The sequence below is a fragment of the Streptomyces sp. 7R007 genome (assembly GCF_054850255.1).
This window is the reverse complement of the sequence record NZ_JBTWMV010000008.1, coordinates 256,208-270,675: the sequence shown is the minus strand read 5'-3', so window position 1 is coordinate 270,675 and position 14,468 is coordinate 256,208. Positions and strand designations below refer to the sequence as shown.

The window sequence follows — 14,468 nt, the reverse complement described above, 5'->3', positions numbered from 1 at the left end:
CGGGCGAGGACGAGGGACGGTGGGTGTGGACGAACTTGATACGGCGATCCTGCGGCAACTGCAGGAGGACGCGCGGCAGCCGAACCGGACCATCGCGCAGAAGGTCGGCATCGCGCCGTCGACCTGTCTGGAGCGGATCCGGTTGCTCAGGCGGCGCGGGGTGATCCGCGGCTACCACGCGCAGGTGTCGCTGCCCGCGCTGGGCCGCGGGGTGCAGGCGATGGTGGCCGCGCAGGTGAGGCCGCTGGGCCGGCAGGTGGTGGCGGACTTCGAGCAGTCGGTCTCCCGGCTGCCCGAGGTGCTGTCGGTGTACACGATGGCGGGCAGCGACGACTTCCTGGTCCATGTCGCGGTGCAGGACATCGAGCATCTGCACGCCTTCCTGCTCGACCGGTTCGCCGACCGGCGGGAGATCGTCAGCTTCCGCACGATGATCATCTACCAGCACCTGACCAACCGGGTGCTGGACCCGCTCCCGCCGAACTCCCCGTCGTAGCAGCGCCGGCCGGGAGACCGCACGGCCGCGCACCGGACGTGCCGGCAACCCTCCGTACATGATTGCCCCCGGTGTCACCGGGCACTCGGGCGGCACTATGCATGCACCGCTGCGGATCCTGCTGACCGGCTGGTTCAGTTTCCAGGACGGCGAGACCACCGCCGGGGACGTGCTGGCGCTGCGCCGGGTCGAGGAGGTGCTCGGGCGGGCGGAGATCGCCTACGACGTGGCGTGGAGCCCGGTCTTCCGGCCGCTGGGCCCGCATCTGGACACCGTCCGGCCCGAGGACTACACCCACCTGGTCTTCGTGTGCGGTCCGCTGCACGGGCCGCAGGTCGAGGAACTGCACCGGCGGTTCGCGCACTGCGCGCGGATCGCCGTGGGCACCTCGGTCGTCGAGCCCGGCAGCCCGGCCGTCACCGGCTTCGACCTGGTGCTGGCCCGGGACGCCCCCGGCACACCGCCGGCGCAGGACCTCTCGGCCCGCGCCCCCGCGCTGCCCGAGCGGCCCGTGGTGGGCGTGATCCTCACCCACGGGCAGCAGGAGTACGGCGGCAAACGGCGGCACGGGCTCGTCGCCGACGAGGTGACCCGCTGGCTCGCCGGGCGGGACTGCGCTCCGCTGGAGCTGGAGACCAGGCTCGACACGCACGACTGGCGGCTGTGCGCGACGCCCGCGCAACTGCAGTCCGTGCTGGCCCGGCTGGACCTCGTCGTCACCGACCGGCTGCACGGGCTGGTGCTCGCGCTGCGGGCCGGGACGCCGGTGCTCGCCGTCGACCCCGTCGAGGGCGGCGCGAAGGTCACGGCGCAGGCCCGGGCCTGCGGCTGGCCGGCCCTGGTCGGCGCCGAGCGGGTCGGCCCCGAGGAGCTGGAGCGGTGGTGGGAGTGGTGCCTGGGCACCGGCCGGATGACCGCCCGGCAGACCCGCGACGCGTTCGCCGAGGGCGCCACGCCGGACGGCGCCGACGCTCTCCTCACGGCTCTGCAGCAGCATCCGGCCCGTTAGTTCGGCGGCTGTCCGGGCACACGGGATCCGTACGGACAGCACCATCCGTACGCGCCGCGCAGGGGAGGGACCGTGTCGACCGGCCGACTGCCCGATCACGAACAACGCATTCTCGACGAGCTGGAACGGGTGCTCAGCCGAGACCGCCGCCTCGCCCGCCGGATGCGCGCGCGACGGCCGCGCCGCCGCCCCGATCCCGCCCGCCTGGCCGCCTACCGGCCGCGCCTGTGGACCGCCCTGCTGTGGCTCGCGGTCTCCGTCGCCCTCATGACGGCCGGGATCGTCACCTCCGACCCGGCGGTCATCTGGGCCTTCGCCGCGGTGTGGCCGGTGACGCTGTTCACCGTGTTCCGGCTGCTGTGCCGGTGGACGGAGAGCTGAGCGTTTGGTCCGCGCGGGCGGCGGGGACCCGGTCGCCTGGAGGTGATCGTCGTGCCCGAACCCGGAAGCAAGAAGTACGACACCCGGCGGGCCCGGCTGCGCAAGGAGGCCGAACGGTCGGGGATCTCCGACCAGGACGCCAACGAGGCGGCCAACGAGACCCTGCGGCGGGAACCGGAGTTCCGCAGCCGGGGGCCGCGCACCGAGCGCGGCCGGGGCCCGAAGGGCGAACGCCCGGACAACGACTGACCGGGTCAGCCCGTGTAACTGCGGGCGGTCGAACGGCGCTGCGCGTCTTCGAGCGTCCGCAGTCGCCTCTCCACGTGCGGCGGCACGACCCGGCGCTCGCGCAGCACCCACGGCAGCGCGACCGCCGCCTCGGCGAAGGCGTGCAGGGAGACGGCGTCCCGGGGGACCGTGCGGGCCAGATGCAGGGTGCGGCGCAGCGCGGGCGCGGTCGGCCGGCGCAGCCAGGTGAACCACAGTGTGTTGCGGATGCCGTGCCGCCGCCGCAGCGTCGAGTCCCGCACTGTGGACGGCTGGTGATGGACCGTCAGATGGTCCGCGTAGGTCAGCCACCAGCCGTCGGCCGCCAGGTCGGTCGCGAGCAGTTCCTCCTCGCCGCCCAGCCACAGCCGCGGGTGGAAGCCGCCCGCCGCCCGGAAGGCGTCGGTGCGCAGCACGGTCGCCGCGGCCAGGAACGAGCCGAGCGCCGGACCGGGCAGCCAACCAGGGCCGGGCACGGGCGAGTTGCGCAGTTCCTCGACGATCGGGTCCTCCGTGCCGTGCGGTTCGACGACGATGCGGGCGGTGACGGAGGCGAGCGCCGGGTGCCGGTCGAGCAGGTCGGCGGCGCCGGACAGGGCGCCGGGCGCCCACCAGGAGTCGTCGTCGCAGAAGGCGACGTAGGGCGTACGGACCTGACGCACCGCCAGGTTGCGGCCGACGGCGCCGAGGTTGCGGCCGGGCCGCAGCAGCCGCACCCGGGGGTGGTGGCGGGCGACGGCCGGGGCGGTGCCGTCGGTGCAGCCGTTGTCGGTGACGAACACCGTGGGGCGTTCCGGCAGCTCCGCCAACCGGTCGAGGGTGCGCAGGAGTTCGGGGCGGCGGTTGCGGGTGATGACGACGACGCTGGTGCGCGGGTCGGTCATGCGTTCACCTCGTCGAGGGTGCGGGCGGCGCGCTCCACGTGCGGGGGCAGCGGCCGGCGCCAGCGCAGCGCGGACGGCAGCCGCGGCAGCGCCTCGCGCAGGGCGCGGCGGGCGGTGCCGTCGTGCCGGGCGGCGGCGGCCAGGTCGCGGGTACGGGCGAGGGCGTAGGGCAGGGGGCGGCGCAGCCAGGCGGTGAGCAGTTCGTTGCGGCGCACGACGGCGGTGCGGTGGGTGCGGGGGGCGGGGGCCGGGTGGTGGTGGGCGACCACGTCCGGGCAGTGCGTGACGCCCCAGCCGCGGGCGGCGAGGTCGTAGGCGAGGAGGGTCTCCTCGCCGCCGAAGAAGAGCAGGCGGTGGTAGCCGCCCGCGTCGAGGTAGGCCTCGCGGCGGGCGACCGCGGCGCAGGCGAGGAAGCCGAGGACCTGGGTGCCGGGCAGGTCGGCGGCCGGGCCGAGCGGGGAGTCGGCGAGGACGTCGTCGAGCGGGTCGGGGGCGGCCTCGGGGCCGACCAGGGTGCGGGCGGCGAGCAGGCCGAGGCGCGGGTGCGCGTCGAAGAGACCGCTCGCCCGGCTCAGCGCGCCGGGCGCCCACCAGGAGTCGTCGTCGCTGAAGGCCACGTAGGGGGTGCCGAGGGCGCGGACGCCGTCGGTGCGGGCGAGGGCGCCCCGGTTGACCGGCAGCGCGAGCACGCCGACCTCGGGGAAGCGGCGGGCGAGCATGGCGCGGGTGCCGTCGGTGGAGGCGTTGTCGACGACCAGGACGGGCGGGCGTTCGGGGAGGGCGAGCAGCCGGCTGAGGGTGACGGCGAGGCTGTCGCAACGGTTGCGGGTGGCGATGACGATGCCGACGGGGCTGTCAGTCATGGGTGGGTCTGGGGTCCTCCGAAGGGTGGCCAAGGGGGGCTCGGGGGTGTGGGCGTGCGGGGGGCGGAGGGAGGCGCCGGGCAGGTCAGTCATGGGTGAGTTCGGGGACGGGGAGGGCGGCGAGGGCGTGGCGGACCTCGTCGGGGGTGATGCGGAGCAGGGCCGGGTCGGGTGTGGTGCCGTGGGGGTCGCCGTCGGGGGCCGGGTGCCACAGGGCCTGGTGGCGGGGGTCCGGGGGCGGGCCCCAGCGGCTCGGGGGCACCGGGCCGAAGAGGGTGACGGAGGGGGTGGCGTGGGCGACGGCGAGGTGGGCGATGCCGGTGTCGCCGCTGATCACGGCGCGGGCCTCGGCCACGAGGGCGGAGAGCCGCGCGAAGGGCGGGGCGCCGGCGAAGACGTCGGTGGGCGGCAGGCCGGCCAGTTCCGCCAGGCGCGCCACCAGGCCGTCCTCGCCCGCTCCCCCGGTCACGACGACCCGGTGGCCCTCCTCGCGCAGGGTCCGGGCGACGGCCGCGTACCGCTCCACGGGCCAGCACCGGGAGGGCGCGCCGGCGCCGGGGTGCACGACGACGGCGCCGGGTGCGGGCGAGGGCGGGTCGGGGCGCGGAAGGCGCAGGTCGCCGGCGTCGGCGGGGATGCCGTAGGAACGCAACAGGCGGCACCAGCGCTCCCGTTCGTGCTCGTCGGCGTACCAGGCGGGGCCCTCGATCTCGGGGGTGTCCGGGTGCGCGAAGGCGAGCAGGCGCTTGGGGCGCAGGCGCAGCAGGAGCCGGTGGCTGGGCGGGCCGTTGCCGTGCAGGTCCACGGCGACGTCCGGCGGCGGCCCGGCCCAGTCGAGGGCACGCGGCACGGCGCGCCCCGGCGCGGAGGCGGGCAGCAGCCGGTCGACGGCGCCGGTGACCGCGACGACCGGCGCGAGCTCGGCGGGGGCGGCCAGCACGAGTTCGTGCCCGGGAAAGCCGCGGCGCAGCGCGCGCAGGGCCGGCACTCCGGCGAGAAGATCACCAAGCCCGAGCGCACGCAGGACGAGGAGGCGGGGCGGGGGTGACGTCATGGGGCACCTGGGATGGGGGTCGGAAGACACCCGCCGAAGCGGCGGGACGCCGTCGGGAACGCGAGGCGGCCGCACGCCGGGACACCGGCCAGGAGGCGGGCCGGGGGTGACGTCATGAGGCATCCGGAGTGGAAGGCCGACAGACACCCGCCGGAGCGGCGCGATGCCGTCGAAGCCGCGAGGTGGCCGCACGCCGGGACGTCGGCCGAGAGGCGGGGCGGGGGTAAGGTCATGGGGCACCTGGGATGGGGGTCGGGAGGTGGGGAGCGGTGCGGCAGGGGCGGGCGACCGTGCGGCGGGGGGCCGACGGGGGCGTGAGGTGGCCGCACGCCGGGACGCCGGTGCCGTCGTCGAGGCAGTGGCGCAGGAGGCCGCGCAGGGACAGCAGCCGGCCAGGTGGCGGGATGTCGGTGGCGTCGAGGCCGGGTCCCACCAGCACGTGCCACAGCGTCGCCGGGCTCATGCCGCACCCGCCGCGCGGGCCATCAGGGCCGTCGAGGAGCGGCCGTCCAGGTAGGGCAGCAGCACCGCCTGGCCGCCCCACTCCTCCAGCAGCGCGGCCTCGGGGAGGTCGGCGCCGGTGTAGTCGCCGCCCTTGACCCAGACGTCGGGGCGCAGGTCGGCGAGGAGGCGCTCGGGGGTGTCCTCGTCGAACACGGCGACGGCGTCGACACAGCCGAGGGCACGCAGGACCCGGATCCGGTCGGCGAGCGGGCTCACGGGGCGGCCGGGGCCCTTGCGGCGCCGCACCGACGCGTCGGAGTTCACGCACACGATCAGGCAGTCCCCGAGCCGCCGCGCGGCCTGGAGGAGTCCGACGTGTCCGGCGTGCAGGAGGTCGAAGCAGCCCCCGGCGGCGACCACGGTGCCGCGCGCGGCGCGGATCCGGGCAGCGAGCGCGAAGGGCTCACCGGCAGCGGCGGGATCGGCACCGGGCAGCCCACGGACGTCACCGCCGGCCGCCCCTTCGTGCGCACCGTCGGCACCGGCGTGCGCCTCTCCGGCACGGGCCCGCCCGCGGGCTCCCCCGGGCGCGAACCATCCACGCTCGGCGTCCCCGCCGTCCGGTACGCCGCTCTGACCGGCCGCGGCCCCCTCACGAGTCGAGCCCGCATCCGACCGCCCACGCGCTGCCGAACCCCGCTCAACCTGCCCATCCCCCGCGCGAGCCGCAGCCCCGCCGCGAGCCGAGCCGGCCTCCGACCCTTCACGCGCCGCACCCCGCTCGACCTGCCCATCCCCCGCCCGAGCCGCAGCCCCGCCACGAGCCGAGCCAGCCTCCGACCCTTCACGCACCGCACCCCGCTCGACCTGCCCATCCCCCGCCCGAGCCGCAGCCCCGCCACGAGCCGAGCCCGCATCCGACCCTTCACGCGCCGCACCCCGCTCGACCTGCCCATTCCTCGCGCGAGCCGAGTGGGCGTTTGCCGTTTCGGGGGCGGTTTCCGGGCCGGGCGCTTCGTTCGGGTCGTCCACATGGTCCGTGTCGTCCGGGGCGTCCGCGTCCTCGGTCTGAGGGGGCGTCACCGTGAGGGACGCCGCTCCGCCCGCGCCGACGAAGCCCGTCGCCGCGGCGACCGCGCCCTCGACGGCCTCTTCGGTGAGGAGGCCGTCCGCGAGGAGGCCGGCGGCGGTCGCGGCGAACCGGTCGCCCGCGCCGCAGGCGTCCGCGCCGTGCACGGCGGGGGCGGGGACGAGCAGCGGGTGTTCGCCGTAGGACAGCAGCGCGCCGCGCGCGCCGAGGGTGACCGACACGGCGGCGGCCCGCCACCGCCCCACGAGAGCCGCGGCGGCGCGGGACGTGGCGCGCAGCGCGCCCTGCCCCGCGGGCCGGCCCTCGTTCAGCACGCCGTACGCCTCCTTCTCCGCCGGGGTCACCAGGCGTGCCCCCGGCACCGGCGGGCCGCCGCGCGGGTGCGGGTCCCAGACCAGCGGCGGGCGCCGGGACAGGGCGTCGCGCAGGGCGTCGGCGGCGCCGCGGCCGTAGTCGGAGACGAGGACGGCGGCGGCCGAGCGGACGGCGTCGCGGGCGGCGTCCGTGGCCTCCCGTACGCGTCCGCTGCCCTGGTCGAGCCGGACCACCGGACGGCCCTGGGCGAGCACGCGCGTCTTCTCCGGCAGCGGGCCGGTCAGCGGGAGCGGGATCAGCGTGACCCACGGTTCGAGCAGCCGGCGCAGGGCACGGCTCGCCGGGTCCTCGCCGAGCCCGGTGACCAGCGTGACCTCGCGGCCGTCGCGGGCGGCGAGGTACGCGGCGAGGGCGGCGCCCCCCGGCCGCAGCCGCTCGGCGCAGTCGGCGACGACGGGCACGGGCGCGTCGGGCGCGAGCCGGTCGGCGTGCCCGGCCAGGTCGCGGTCGAGCAGCGCGTCACCGACGACGAGCAACGGGGCCTTCCGGGTCACGGCATCCCCCTTTCGACCGCCAGACCGCTTTCCACCTCCGCGTCGAAGGCCGCGCAGATCATGTGCACCGCCACCAGGTGGAGTTCCTGCACGGTCGCGGCCGAGGTCGCCTCGACGCACAGGGCCTCGTCGCTGCCCGCGGTGAGCGGGTTGGGGGCCGGTCCGGTCAGGGACCAGACCGCCATGCCCGAGGCGTGGGCGGCGGAGGCGGCCGAGAGGAGGTTGGCGCTGGCGCCGCTGGTGGACAGCAGCATCAGGACGTCGCCGCGGCGGCCGTGCGCGCGGACCTGGCGGGCGAACACCTCGTCCACGCCGTAGTCGTTGGCGATGGCGGTGGTGCTGGAGGTGTCGGCGTGCAGAGCGATCGCGGAGAACGGCGGCCGGTCGTCCCGGTAGCGGCCGACGAGTTCGGCGGTGAGGTGCTGGGCCTGGGCGGCGCTGCCCCCGTTGCCGGCGGCCAGCAGCCGTCCGCCGCCGCCCAGCACGGCGGCCAGCCGTCGCCCCCACCGCTCGGTGACGTGGGCGGAGCCCCGGAACGCGCCGAGGGCGTCCAGGAGTTCGTCGCAGTGCCCGATCGCGGGCGGGTGCACGGTCATCACGCCACCTCCTCGGTCAGCCGGTGCCCGGCGAGGACCCGCTGGTAGACCTGTTCACAGCCGTCCGCGACGCGCTGCCAGGTGTAGCGCGCGAGGACCCGCTCCCGGCCGGCGCGGCCGTAGCGGCGGCGCAGTCCGTCGTCGGCGAGGAGCGCGCCCACCGCGTCGGCGATCGCCCACGGGTCGCCCGGCGTCACCAGGCGCCCGGTGTGCCCGTCGGCGACGGTGTCGCGGTGTCCGCCGACGTCGGTGGCGACGACCGGCACCCCGCACGCCATGGCCTCCAGCGGCACGATGCCGAACGGTTCGTAGGCCGGCGTGCACAGCACCAGGTCGGCGCTGCGGATCAGCGCGGGCATCCGGTCCGGGTCGACGGCGCCGAGCAGCCGTACCCGCTCGCCGAGCCCGGCCCGTTCGGCGAGCTTCAGCAGGCGTTCCGCCTCGGGGTCGGTGTCCAGCAGGCCGGGTTCGGGGCCGCCTGCGACGAGGAGTTCGGCGTCGGGGAGCCGGGTCAGGGCGCGGATCGCGCGGTCGTAGCCCTTGCGCGGGACGAGCCGGCCGCAGGCCAGCAGCCGGTGCGGCCGCAGGCGCGGGCGGTCGTCGACGGGGCCCTGGGGGTGGAAGTGGGCGGTGTCCACGCCGCACGGGACGACGGCGACCCGGCGGGGCGGCACGCCCAGTTCGGCCAGTTCGTGGACCTCGTCGGTGCAGGTGGCCAGGACCCGGGCGCAGGTGCGGCCGATCTGCCGCTCGGTGCCGATGCGTTCGTGGGGGCTGGTGTCCCGGCGGCCCTGGTGGCGGCGCTTGACGGTGCCGAGGGCGTGGAAGGTCTGCACGACGGGGACGCCGTGCGGGTGCGCGCCGATCTGGGCGGCCATGCCGGACATCCAGAAGTGGGCGTGCACCACGTCGGGCCGCTCGCGGTCCCAGGCGCGGGCGAGATGGGCGCCGAAGCCCGGCATGTAGGGGAAGAGCTCGTCCTTGGGGACGGGCTCGGCCGGGCCGGCCGGCACGTGCTCGACGACGGCGCCGCCGGGCAGCGCCACCCGGTCGGGCAGGTCGGCCGCGTCGCGGCGGGTGTAGACGGTGACGTCGTGTCCGCGTCGCGCCAACTCCTCGGTGAGGCGGGCGACATAGACGTTCTGGCCACCGGCGTCGGGGCCGCCGAGCGCGGCGAGCGGGCTCGCGTGCTCGGACACCATGGCGATCCTCATCGGGTCACCTCCTTCAGCAGCCGCTCCCAGTCGTCCAGGAAGCGGGACAGTCCGTAGCGGGCGAGGGCCGCCGCGCGTGCGCCTTCGCCGACCGCGCGGGCGTGCAGCGGGTCGGCGACGAAGTCCCGTACGGCGTCGGTGAGTACGTCGATCCGGTTGGAGACGACTCCGGCGCCCTCGGGCACGGCCTCGGTGACCTCGGTGGTGGCGAGCGCGACGACGGGCATGCCGAGGTGCATCGCCTCGATGAGGGACAGGCCGAGGGAGGTCCAGCGGACGGGGTGGATGTAGACGCGCCGGCGCGCCATCGCCGCGTGCAGGTCGCGCTGGGCCAGGTCGAAGGTGCGGGTGTTCGGCACGCGCAGCCGGTCGGTGGCCATGCCGAAGACGTCCAGGGGGGCGGCCTGGGCGAAGACGGGCAGCAGGTCGGTTCCGGTGGTGCGGCCGCGCCGTACGGGTTCGTTGACGACGACGGCGGCCCGGTCCAGTTCGCCGGTCCAGCGCGGGCCGGGGTCGACGACGCCGTGCTCGATGACGGTGGCCGGGGTGGTGCCGGCGTCCCACATCAGGTGGTTGAAGTGCGTGACGTGGACGAGGGTGATGTCGGGCCGGTCGGCGACGTGGTGACGGGTGTCGGGCACGTCGCCGTGCGGGGCGTTGTGCTCGACGTACACCAGTGGCGGGCGGCGGCCCAGGCAGGCGTCGACGAGGGCGAGTTCGTGCGGGCGCTGCAGGACGACGACGTCGATGTCCTCGTCCCGCAGCCGCTCCAGGGGGACCTCGACGACCGACTCGGGCCAGTCGAACGTCTGGGCGCGGCCGCGGCCGTCGGGTCCGCGGTCGGGCGTGACGGGGACGACGTAGGTGTGCGGGCCCTGTACGAAGGCGGTGGTCCACGACCCGTGCACGTGCCAGAGCAGGATCCTCATGTCTCCCCCAGGAGTTTGTCGACGGCGGCGACCACGTCGTGCGCGGTGACGGTGTCCAGGCACGGGTGGCCGGGGACGGGGCACTGGCGGGCCCGGCTGCCGGCGCAGGGCGCCTGCTGGTCGCCGAGCAGCACGTACGGGACGCCGTACGGCCGCCAGCGCTCGGCCGGGACGACCGGCGCGAACAGGGAGACGACGGGGGTGCCGACGGCCGCGGCGAGGTGGGCGGGGCCGGTGTTGCCGGTGACGACGGCGTCGGCGCCGGCGAGCACGCCGGCGAGTTCGGCGGCGTCGGTGCGTCCGGCCAGGTCGAGGGCGTGCTCGCCGGCGACGTACGCGGTCAGTTCGCGTTCGCCGCTGCCGCCGGTGACCACGACCCGGTGCCCCGCCTCGGCCAGTTCGCTCACGGCCTCGGCGGCGCGGGCGGGGCTCCAGGTGCGGGCCGGGACCGCGGCTCCGGGGTGCAGGACGACGTAGGGTCCGGGGCCGGTGAGCGCGGTCGTGCGGGGCGGTGGGTGGATGCGCGGGCGGCCGTCGTCGGGGCACGGGAAGCCGGCCGCCGCGGCGAGGTCCAGCGCGGCCTCCACCTCGTGGGCGTGCGGGGCGCGCTGGTGGCGTACGTCGAGGAGGGAGCCGGGGTAGTCCTCGCAGTCCGCGGCGAGGTGCGTGACGCCGGCCAGGCGCAGCAGCAGGGCGGTGGGCAGCGGGGACTGGTGGAAGGAGGTGAGGATCAGTCCGGTGTCGGCGTGGAGGGTGTCGACGAGCTGTTCGAACTCGCCGCGGCCCAGCGGCGGGGGCTCCAGGCCGACCCAGGGGGCGTCCCACACGAGGATGTCGTCGACGCCGGGCAGCAGCCGGGCGGCGGGGGCGCCGCGCGGGCCGCACAGCAGGGTGACGCTGTCGGCGCGGGCGGCGACGGCACGGATGGCGGGTCCGGCGAGCAGGACGTCGCCGAAGCTGTCGAGCCGGGTGACGACGGCCTTCATCGCGACCTCCCGCGGGTGTCCCGGGCCGGATCGGCGGCGTCGGGGCCGTCGGTTTCCCGGGCCGGCGCTGCGCCGCCGGTGGCGTAGGCCGTCTCGATCGGCCGCTCGTCGGCCAGGACCCGGCCCCGGGGCGGTCCCGTCAGCAGGGCGCGCACCGCCGTCAGCACGTCCGGGGCCACGTGCTCGGCCCGGGCCGTCTCCTCCGGCCTGGTCTGCTGGTTCGGTACGAGGACGCCGTGGGCGCCGGCCCGGCGGGCGGCCTCGACGTCCGCGCCGATGTCGCCGACGACCACGCACCGGTCGGGCGGCGCGCACAGGCGTCCGGCGGCCCACAGCACCAGCCCGGGTTCGGGTTTGCGGCACCGGCAGCCGTCGTCGGGGCCGTGCGGGCAGACGGCGAACACGTCGAAGGGGCCGAGGAGTTCGTCGACGCGCTGGTTGACACGCCGCACGTCGGTGTCGGTGAGCAGGCCGCGCGCGATGCCGGACTGGTTGGTGACGATGCCGGTGCGCACGCCGTGGGCGCGCAGCAGGGCGACGGCCTCGCGGGCGCCGTCGACCGGGCGCACCCGGTCGGGGTCGCCGTTGTAGGGGACGTCGTGGACGAGGGTGCCGTCGCGGTCGAACAGCACGGCGCGGACGCGGGTCATGACATCACCTCCTGCCAGGCGGGGGCGTGGCGGTGCCGCCAGGCGCCGGCGAGCCGGTACCAGGTCGCGGCGGGCGGGATGAGCGCGCTGGTGAGGAGCATGGTGGTGACCTCGTCGCGGGTGCGCGGCCCCGGCGCGATGCGCGCCCAGGCGAACTCGCCGGTGCCCAGCGCCCATCCGCAGGCGAGGGCCGCGGCGGCGCGGGGCCGGCGGGCGGCGGCGAGGGCGAGCGCGGTGAGGCCGCAGGCGGTGGTCGCGAGGTGGCCGTGCAGCCGGCCGCGCGGGGCGAACGCCTTCTCCCACCAGTCGGGACCGTGCAGGCGCCGCATCAGCGCGTCGTCGGCGTTGCCGCGCTGGGCGCGCAGCGAGGCCCAGCGGGAGGCGGGGCGGACGGGGTGGCGGGTGGTGCGGCGGCCCTGCCGGATGCGCCAGCCGGCGTCCAGGACGCGCAGCGCGAGGTCGGCGTCCTCGCGGAAGGCCCGAGGGAAGCGTTCGTCGAAGCCGCCGACCTGCTTGAGGACGTCGGTGCGGTAGGCCATGTCGGCGGTGATCCAGCGGGCCCGGGCGAGCCCGGCGGTGCCCCGCTCCCAGTCCGTGGGGCGCCGCTCGCCGGGCAGCGGCACGGCGATGACGCCCTGGATGCCGCCGGTGTCCGGGGAGGCGTCGGCGAGGTCCTGGACGAGCTGCTCGCGCCAGTGCGGGCCGACCTGGACGTCGTCGTCGAGGAAGGCGACCCAGGGCGTGGTGACCGCGCGCAGTCCGGTGTTGCGGGCGGCGGCGGGTCCCCGGCCCCGGGAGCGCAGCACGGTCGTCCGGCTCCGCAGGTCGCCGAGGACGCCCAGCGGGTGTTCGAGCGGCTCGGAGGTGGCCTCGGGCCGGTCGTCGACCAGGACGATCCCGGCAGGCTGCGGGCCGTTCGCGGCGGCGAGGGCGGCCAGGCAGTCGGCGAGGGTGTCCCGGACGAGGGTGGGGATCACGACGGTGTAGGCGTTCACGCGAAGGCCCTCCCCCGGCGCACCGCGAACGGTCCGATGGCCAGCAGGTCGACGGGGGCCGAGCCGAAGCACTCCAGGGCGTCGCGGGGGTCGTCGACCATGGGCCGGCCGGCGGTGTTGAGGCTGGTGTTGACGACGACGGGAAGTCCGGTTCGGCGTTCGAAGGCGGCCAGCATCCGGGCGACGAGGGGTTCGTCGCGCTCGTCGACGGTCTGGATGCGGGCGGTGCCGTCGACGTGCACGACGGCGGGGATGCGCTCGCGCCATTCGGCGGCCACGTCGTGGACGAAGAGCATGTACGGGCTGGGCAGCGGGCCGGTGAACAGTTCGTGGGCGCGCTCGGCGAGGACCATGGGGGCGACCGGGCGGAACTCCTCGCGGCCCTTGACGTGGTTGAGGCGCTCCAGGTTCTCGGCGCGGCCGGGGTGGGCGAGCAGGGAGCGGTGGCCGAGGGCGCGCGGCCCGTACTCGCTGCGGCCCTGGAACCAGGCGACGACGCCGTCACGGGCGAGTTCCCCGGCGACCGTCTCGGCGATGTCGTCGGGCCGCTCGTACGGTACGGCGGCCGTGTCGAGCCAGGCGCGCAGTTCCTCGTCGCTCCAGCCGCGGCCGAGGTCGGGGCCGGGCATGGGCTGCGGGACGCCCTCGTTCGCGGCGAGGTGGAGGGCTGCGCCGAGGGCGGTTCCGGCGTCACCGGCGGCGGGCTGGACCCACACGTCGCGGTAGGGGCCCTTCGCCGCGATCTTCGAGTTGGCGACGCAGTTCAGGGCGACGCCGCCGGCCATGGTGAGCGCCTGGCCGCCGGCCTCGCCGTGCAGCCAGTGCACGAGCTCCAGCAGGACCTCCTCCAGCACCGCCTGCGTGCTGGCGGCGAGGTCGGCGTGGTCGCGGGTCCAGGGCTCGTCCTTGGCGCGGGGCGGGGCGAGGGAGCTCCAGTCGACGCCGTGGGCGCGGAAGCCGCCGTGGCCGGTGGCGTGGACGTACTGCCTCAGTTCGGGCAGGAAGCGGGGGGTGCCGTAGGAGGCGAGGGCCATCACCTTGTACTCGTCGCTGCTGCGCAGGAAGCCGAGGTGGGCGGTGAGCTCCTCGTAGATCAGGCCGAGGGAGTGCGGCAGGGCCTGGGTGGCGAGGGTGTCGAGCTTGCCGTCGCGGTAGCGTCCGGCCAGGTGGGAGGCGCATTCGCCGCGGCCGTCGAGGACCAGCACGTCGTTGTCCGGGTGCGGGGAGGCGGGGCCGGCGGAGGCGGCGTGCGCGACGTGGTGCGGGACGAAGACGACCCGGTCGGGGTCGAGGCCCGGCAGCGCCTCGGCGAGGAAGGCGGGGGCGCGGCGGGCGTACTCCTGGCGCAGCGGGTCCCACGGGTCGTCCAGGCCCATGTCCCGGGCCGGCCGGGCGAGCTGCGGGTCGAAGGAGTAGGCGACGGCGTCGAGTTCCTCGGGCCGCACCCCGCCCTGCTCCAGGCACCAGCGGGCGGACAGCTCGGGCAGCTCCCACGCGGAGAACGGGAGCGGGCGCTTGCCGTGCTTGCGGCGGCTGAAGCGTTCCTCCTCGGCCGCGGCGACCGTCCGGCCGTCGATGACGAGGGCTGCCGCCGGGTCGTGGAACAGGGCGTTGATGCCGAGGATGCGCATGGGGGGTGCTCCGTCACGGGTCCGGGTGGCGTGGGGTTCTCGGGTGCCGCGGTGCAGTTGTCTCAAACACTTGGAGCCAACTCGCCCGGAATTGGACTGACTTTCCACTC

At 76.4% G+C, this 14,468-nt stretch carries 15 protein-coding genes and 2 pseudogenes; 4 read left to right on the top strand and 13 right to left on the bottom strand.

Going from position 1 to position 14,468, the window contains the following annotated elements; translation table 11 throughout:
* The first annotated feature begins 25 nt into the window (after window positions 1-25).
* The 4 genes from ACYF6T_RS13960 (at window position 26) to ACYF6T_RS13945 (ending at window position 2,135) form a co-directional block, all read left to right on the top strand.
* On the top strand, window positions 26-496 hold the full coding sequence (locus tag ACYF6T_RS13960; protein ID WP_461696341.1) for an Lrp/AsnC family transcriptional regulator: 471 nt from the start codon (window positions 26-28) through the stop codon (window positions 494-496).
* A gap of 58 nt (window positions 497-554) precedes the next feature.
* Window positions 555-1,505, top strand: coding sequence for a polysaccharide pyruvyl transferase family protein (locus ACYF6T_RS13955; protein ID WP_461696339.1), 951 nt, complete (start codon window positions 555-557; stop codon window positions 1,503-1,505).
* Between the two features lie 72 nt (window positions 1,506-1,577).
* Window positions 1,578-1,886, top strand: coding sequence for a DUF3040 domain-containing protein (locus ACYF6T_RS13950; protein ID WP_461696338.1), 309 nt, complete (start codon window positions 1,578-1,580; stop codon window positions 1,884-1,886).
* Between the two features lie 51 nt (window positions 1,887-1,937).
* On the top strand, window positions 1,938-2,135 hold the full coding sequence (locus ACYF6T_RS13945) for a hypothetical protein (protein WP_461696336.1): 198 nt from the start codon (window positions 1,938-1,940) through the stop codon (window positions 2,133-2,135).
* Between the two features lie 5 nt (window positions 2,136-2,140).
* Here ACYF6T_RS13945 and ACYF6T_RS13940 read toward each other — a convergent pair whose 3' ends face one another.
* The 13 genes and pseudogenes from ACYF6T_RS13940 to ACYF6T_RS13880 form a co-directional block, all read right to left on the bottom strand.
* Window positions 2,141-3,037: a glycosyltransferase family 2 protein gene (locus tag ACYF6T_RS13940; RefSeq protein WP_461696335.1), complete on the bottom strand. Its 897-nt coding sequence runs from the start codon at window positions 3,035-3,037 to the stop codon at window positions 2,141-2,143.
* Window positions 3,034-3,900, bottom strand: a complete 867-nt coding sequence (locus ACYF6T_RS13935) for a glycosyltransferase family 2 protein (RefSeq protein ID WP_461696334.1) — start codon at window positions 3,898-3,900, stop codon at window positions 3,034-3,036. Before ACYF6T_RS13935 ends, ACYF6T_RS13940 begins: the two co-directional genes overlap by 4 nt.
* Window positions 3,901-3,985: 85 nt before the next feature.
* Complete coding sequence (locus tag ACYF6T_RS13930; RefSeq protein ID WP_461696333.1) at window positions 3,986-4,954, bottom strand: glycosyltransferase family 9 protein; 969 nt, start codon at window positions 4,952-4,954, stop codon at window positions 3,986-3,988.
* A 229-nt stretch (window positions 4,955-5,183) separates the two neighbouring features.
* Window positions 5,184-5,417: a hypothetical protein gene (locus tag ACYF6T_RS13925; protein WP_461696332.1), complete on the bottom strand. Its 234-nt coding sequence runs from the start codon at window positions 5,415-5,417 to the stop codon at window positions 5,184-5,186.
* Window positions 5,414-5,860 (bottom strand): annotated as a pseudogene (gene rfaE2, locus ACYF6T_RS13920) (D-glycero-beta-D-manno-heptose 1-phosphate adenylyltransferase); the annotation flags it as partial. The gene ACYF6T_RS13925 and the pseudogene rfaE2, both read right to left, overlap by 4 nt.
* Window positions 5,861-6,499: 639 nt before the next feature.
* Window positions 6,500-6,850: pseudogene (locus ACYF6T_RS13915) on the bottom strand (PfkB family carbohydrate kinase); the annotation flags it as partial.
* A gap of 503 nt (window positions 6,851-7,353) precedes the next feature.
* A complete protein-coding gene (locus ACYF6T_RS13910; protein ID WP_461696331.1) occupies window positions 7,354-7,953 on the bottom strand; it encodes a D-sedoheptulose-7-phosphate isomerase in 600 nt (199 codons plus the stop codon).
* Window positions 7,953-9,167, bottom strand: coding sequence for a glycosyltransferase (locus ACYF6T_RS13905; protein WP_461696329.1), 1,215 nt, complete (start codon window positions 9,165-9,167; stop codon window positions 7,953-7,955). Before ACYF6T_RS13905 ends, ACYF6T_RS13910 begins: the two co-directional genes overlap by 1 nt.
* Window positions 9,164-10,096, bottom strand: coding sequence for a glycosyltransferase (locus tag ACYF6T_RS13900; RefSeq protein ID WP_461696328.1), 933 nt, complete (start codon window positions 10,094-10,096; stop codon window positions 9,164-9,166). Before ACYF6T_RS13900 ends, ACYF6T_RS13905 begins: the two co-directional genes overlap by 4 nt.
* Complete coding sequence (locus ACYF6T_RS13895) at window positions 10,093-11,082, bottom strand: glycosyltransferase family 9 protein (protein ID WP_461696327.1); 990 nt, start codon at window positions 11,080-11,082, stop codon at window positions 10,093-10,095. The genes ACYF6T_RS13900 and ACYF6T_RS13895 overlap by 4 nt, the downstream gene beginning before the upstream one ends.
* Window positions 11,079-11,732, bottom strand: a complete 654-nt coding sequence (locus ACYF6T_RS13890; protein ID WP_461696326.1) for a D-glycero-alpha-D-manno-heptose-1,7-bisphosphate 7-phosphatase — start codon at window positions 11,730-11,732, stop codon at window positions 11,079-11,081. The genes ACYF6T_RS13895 and ACYF6T_RS13890 overlap by 4 nt, the downstream gene beginning before the upstream one ends.
* The gene (locus ACYF6T_RS13885) at window positions 11,729-12,727 is read right to left on the bottom strand and encodes a glycosyltransferase family 2 protein (protein WP_461696324.1); all 999 of its coding nucleotides are present in this window, start codon (window positions 12,725-12,727) and stop codon (window positions 11,729-11,731) included. Before ACYF6T_RS13885 ends, ACYF6T_RS13890 begins: the two co-directional genes overlap by 4 nt.
* On the bottom strand, window positions 12,724-14,358 hold the full coding sequence (locus tag ACYF6T_RS13880) for a carbamoyltransferase family protein (RefSeq protein ID WP_461696322.1): 1,635 nt from the start codon (window positions 14,356-14,358) through the stop codon (window positions 12,724-12,726). Before ACYF6T_RS13880 ends, ACYF6T_RS13885 begins: the two co-directional genes overlap by 4 nt.
* Window positions 14,359-14,468: the final 110 nt, after the last annotated feature.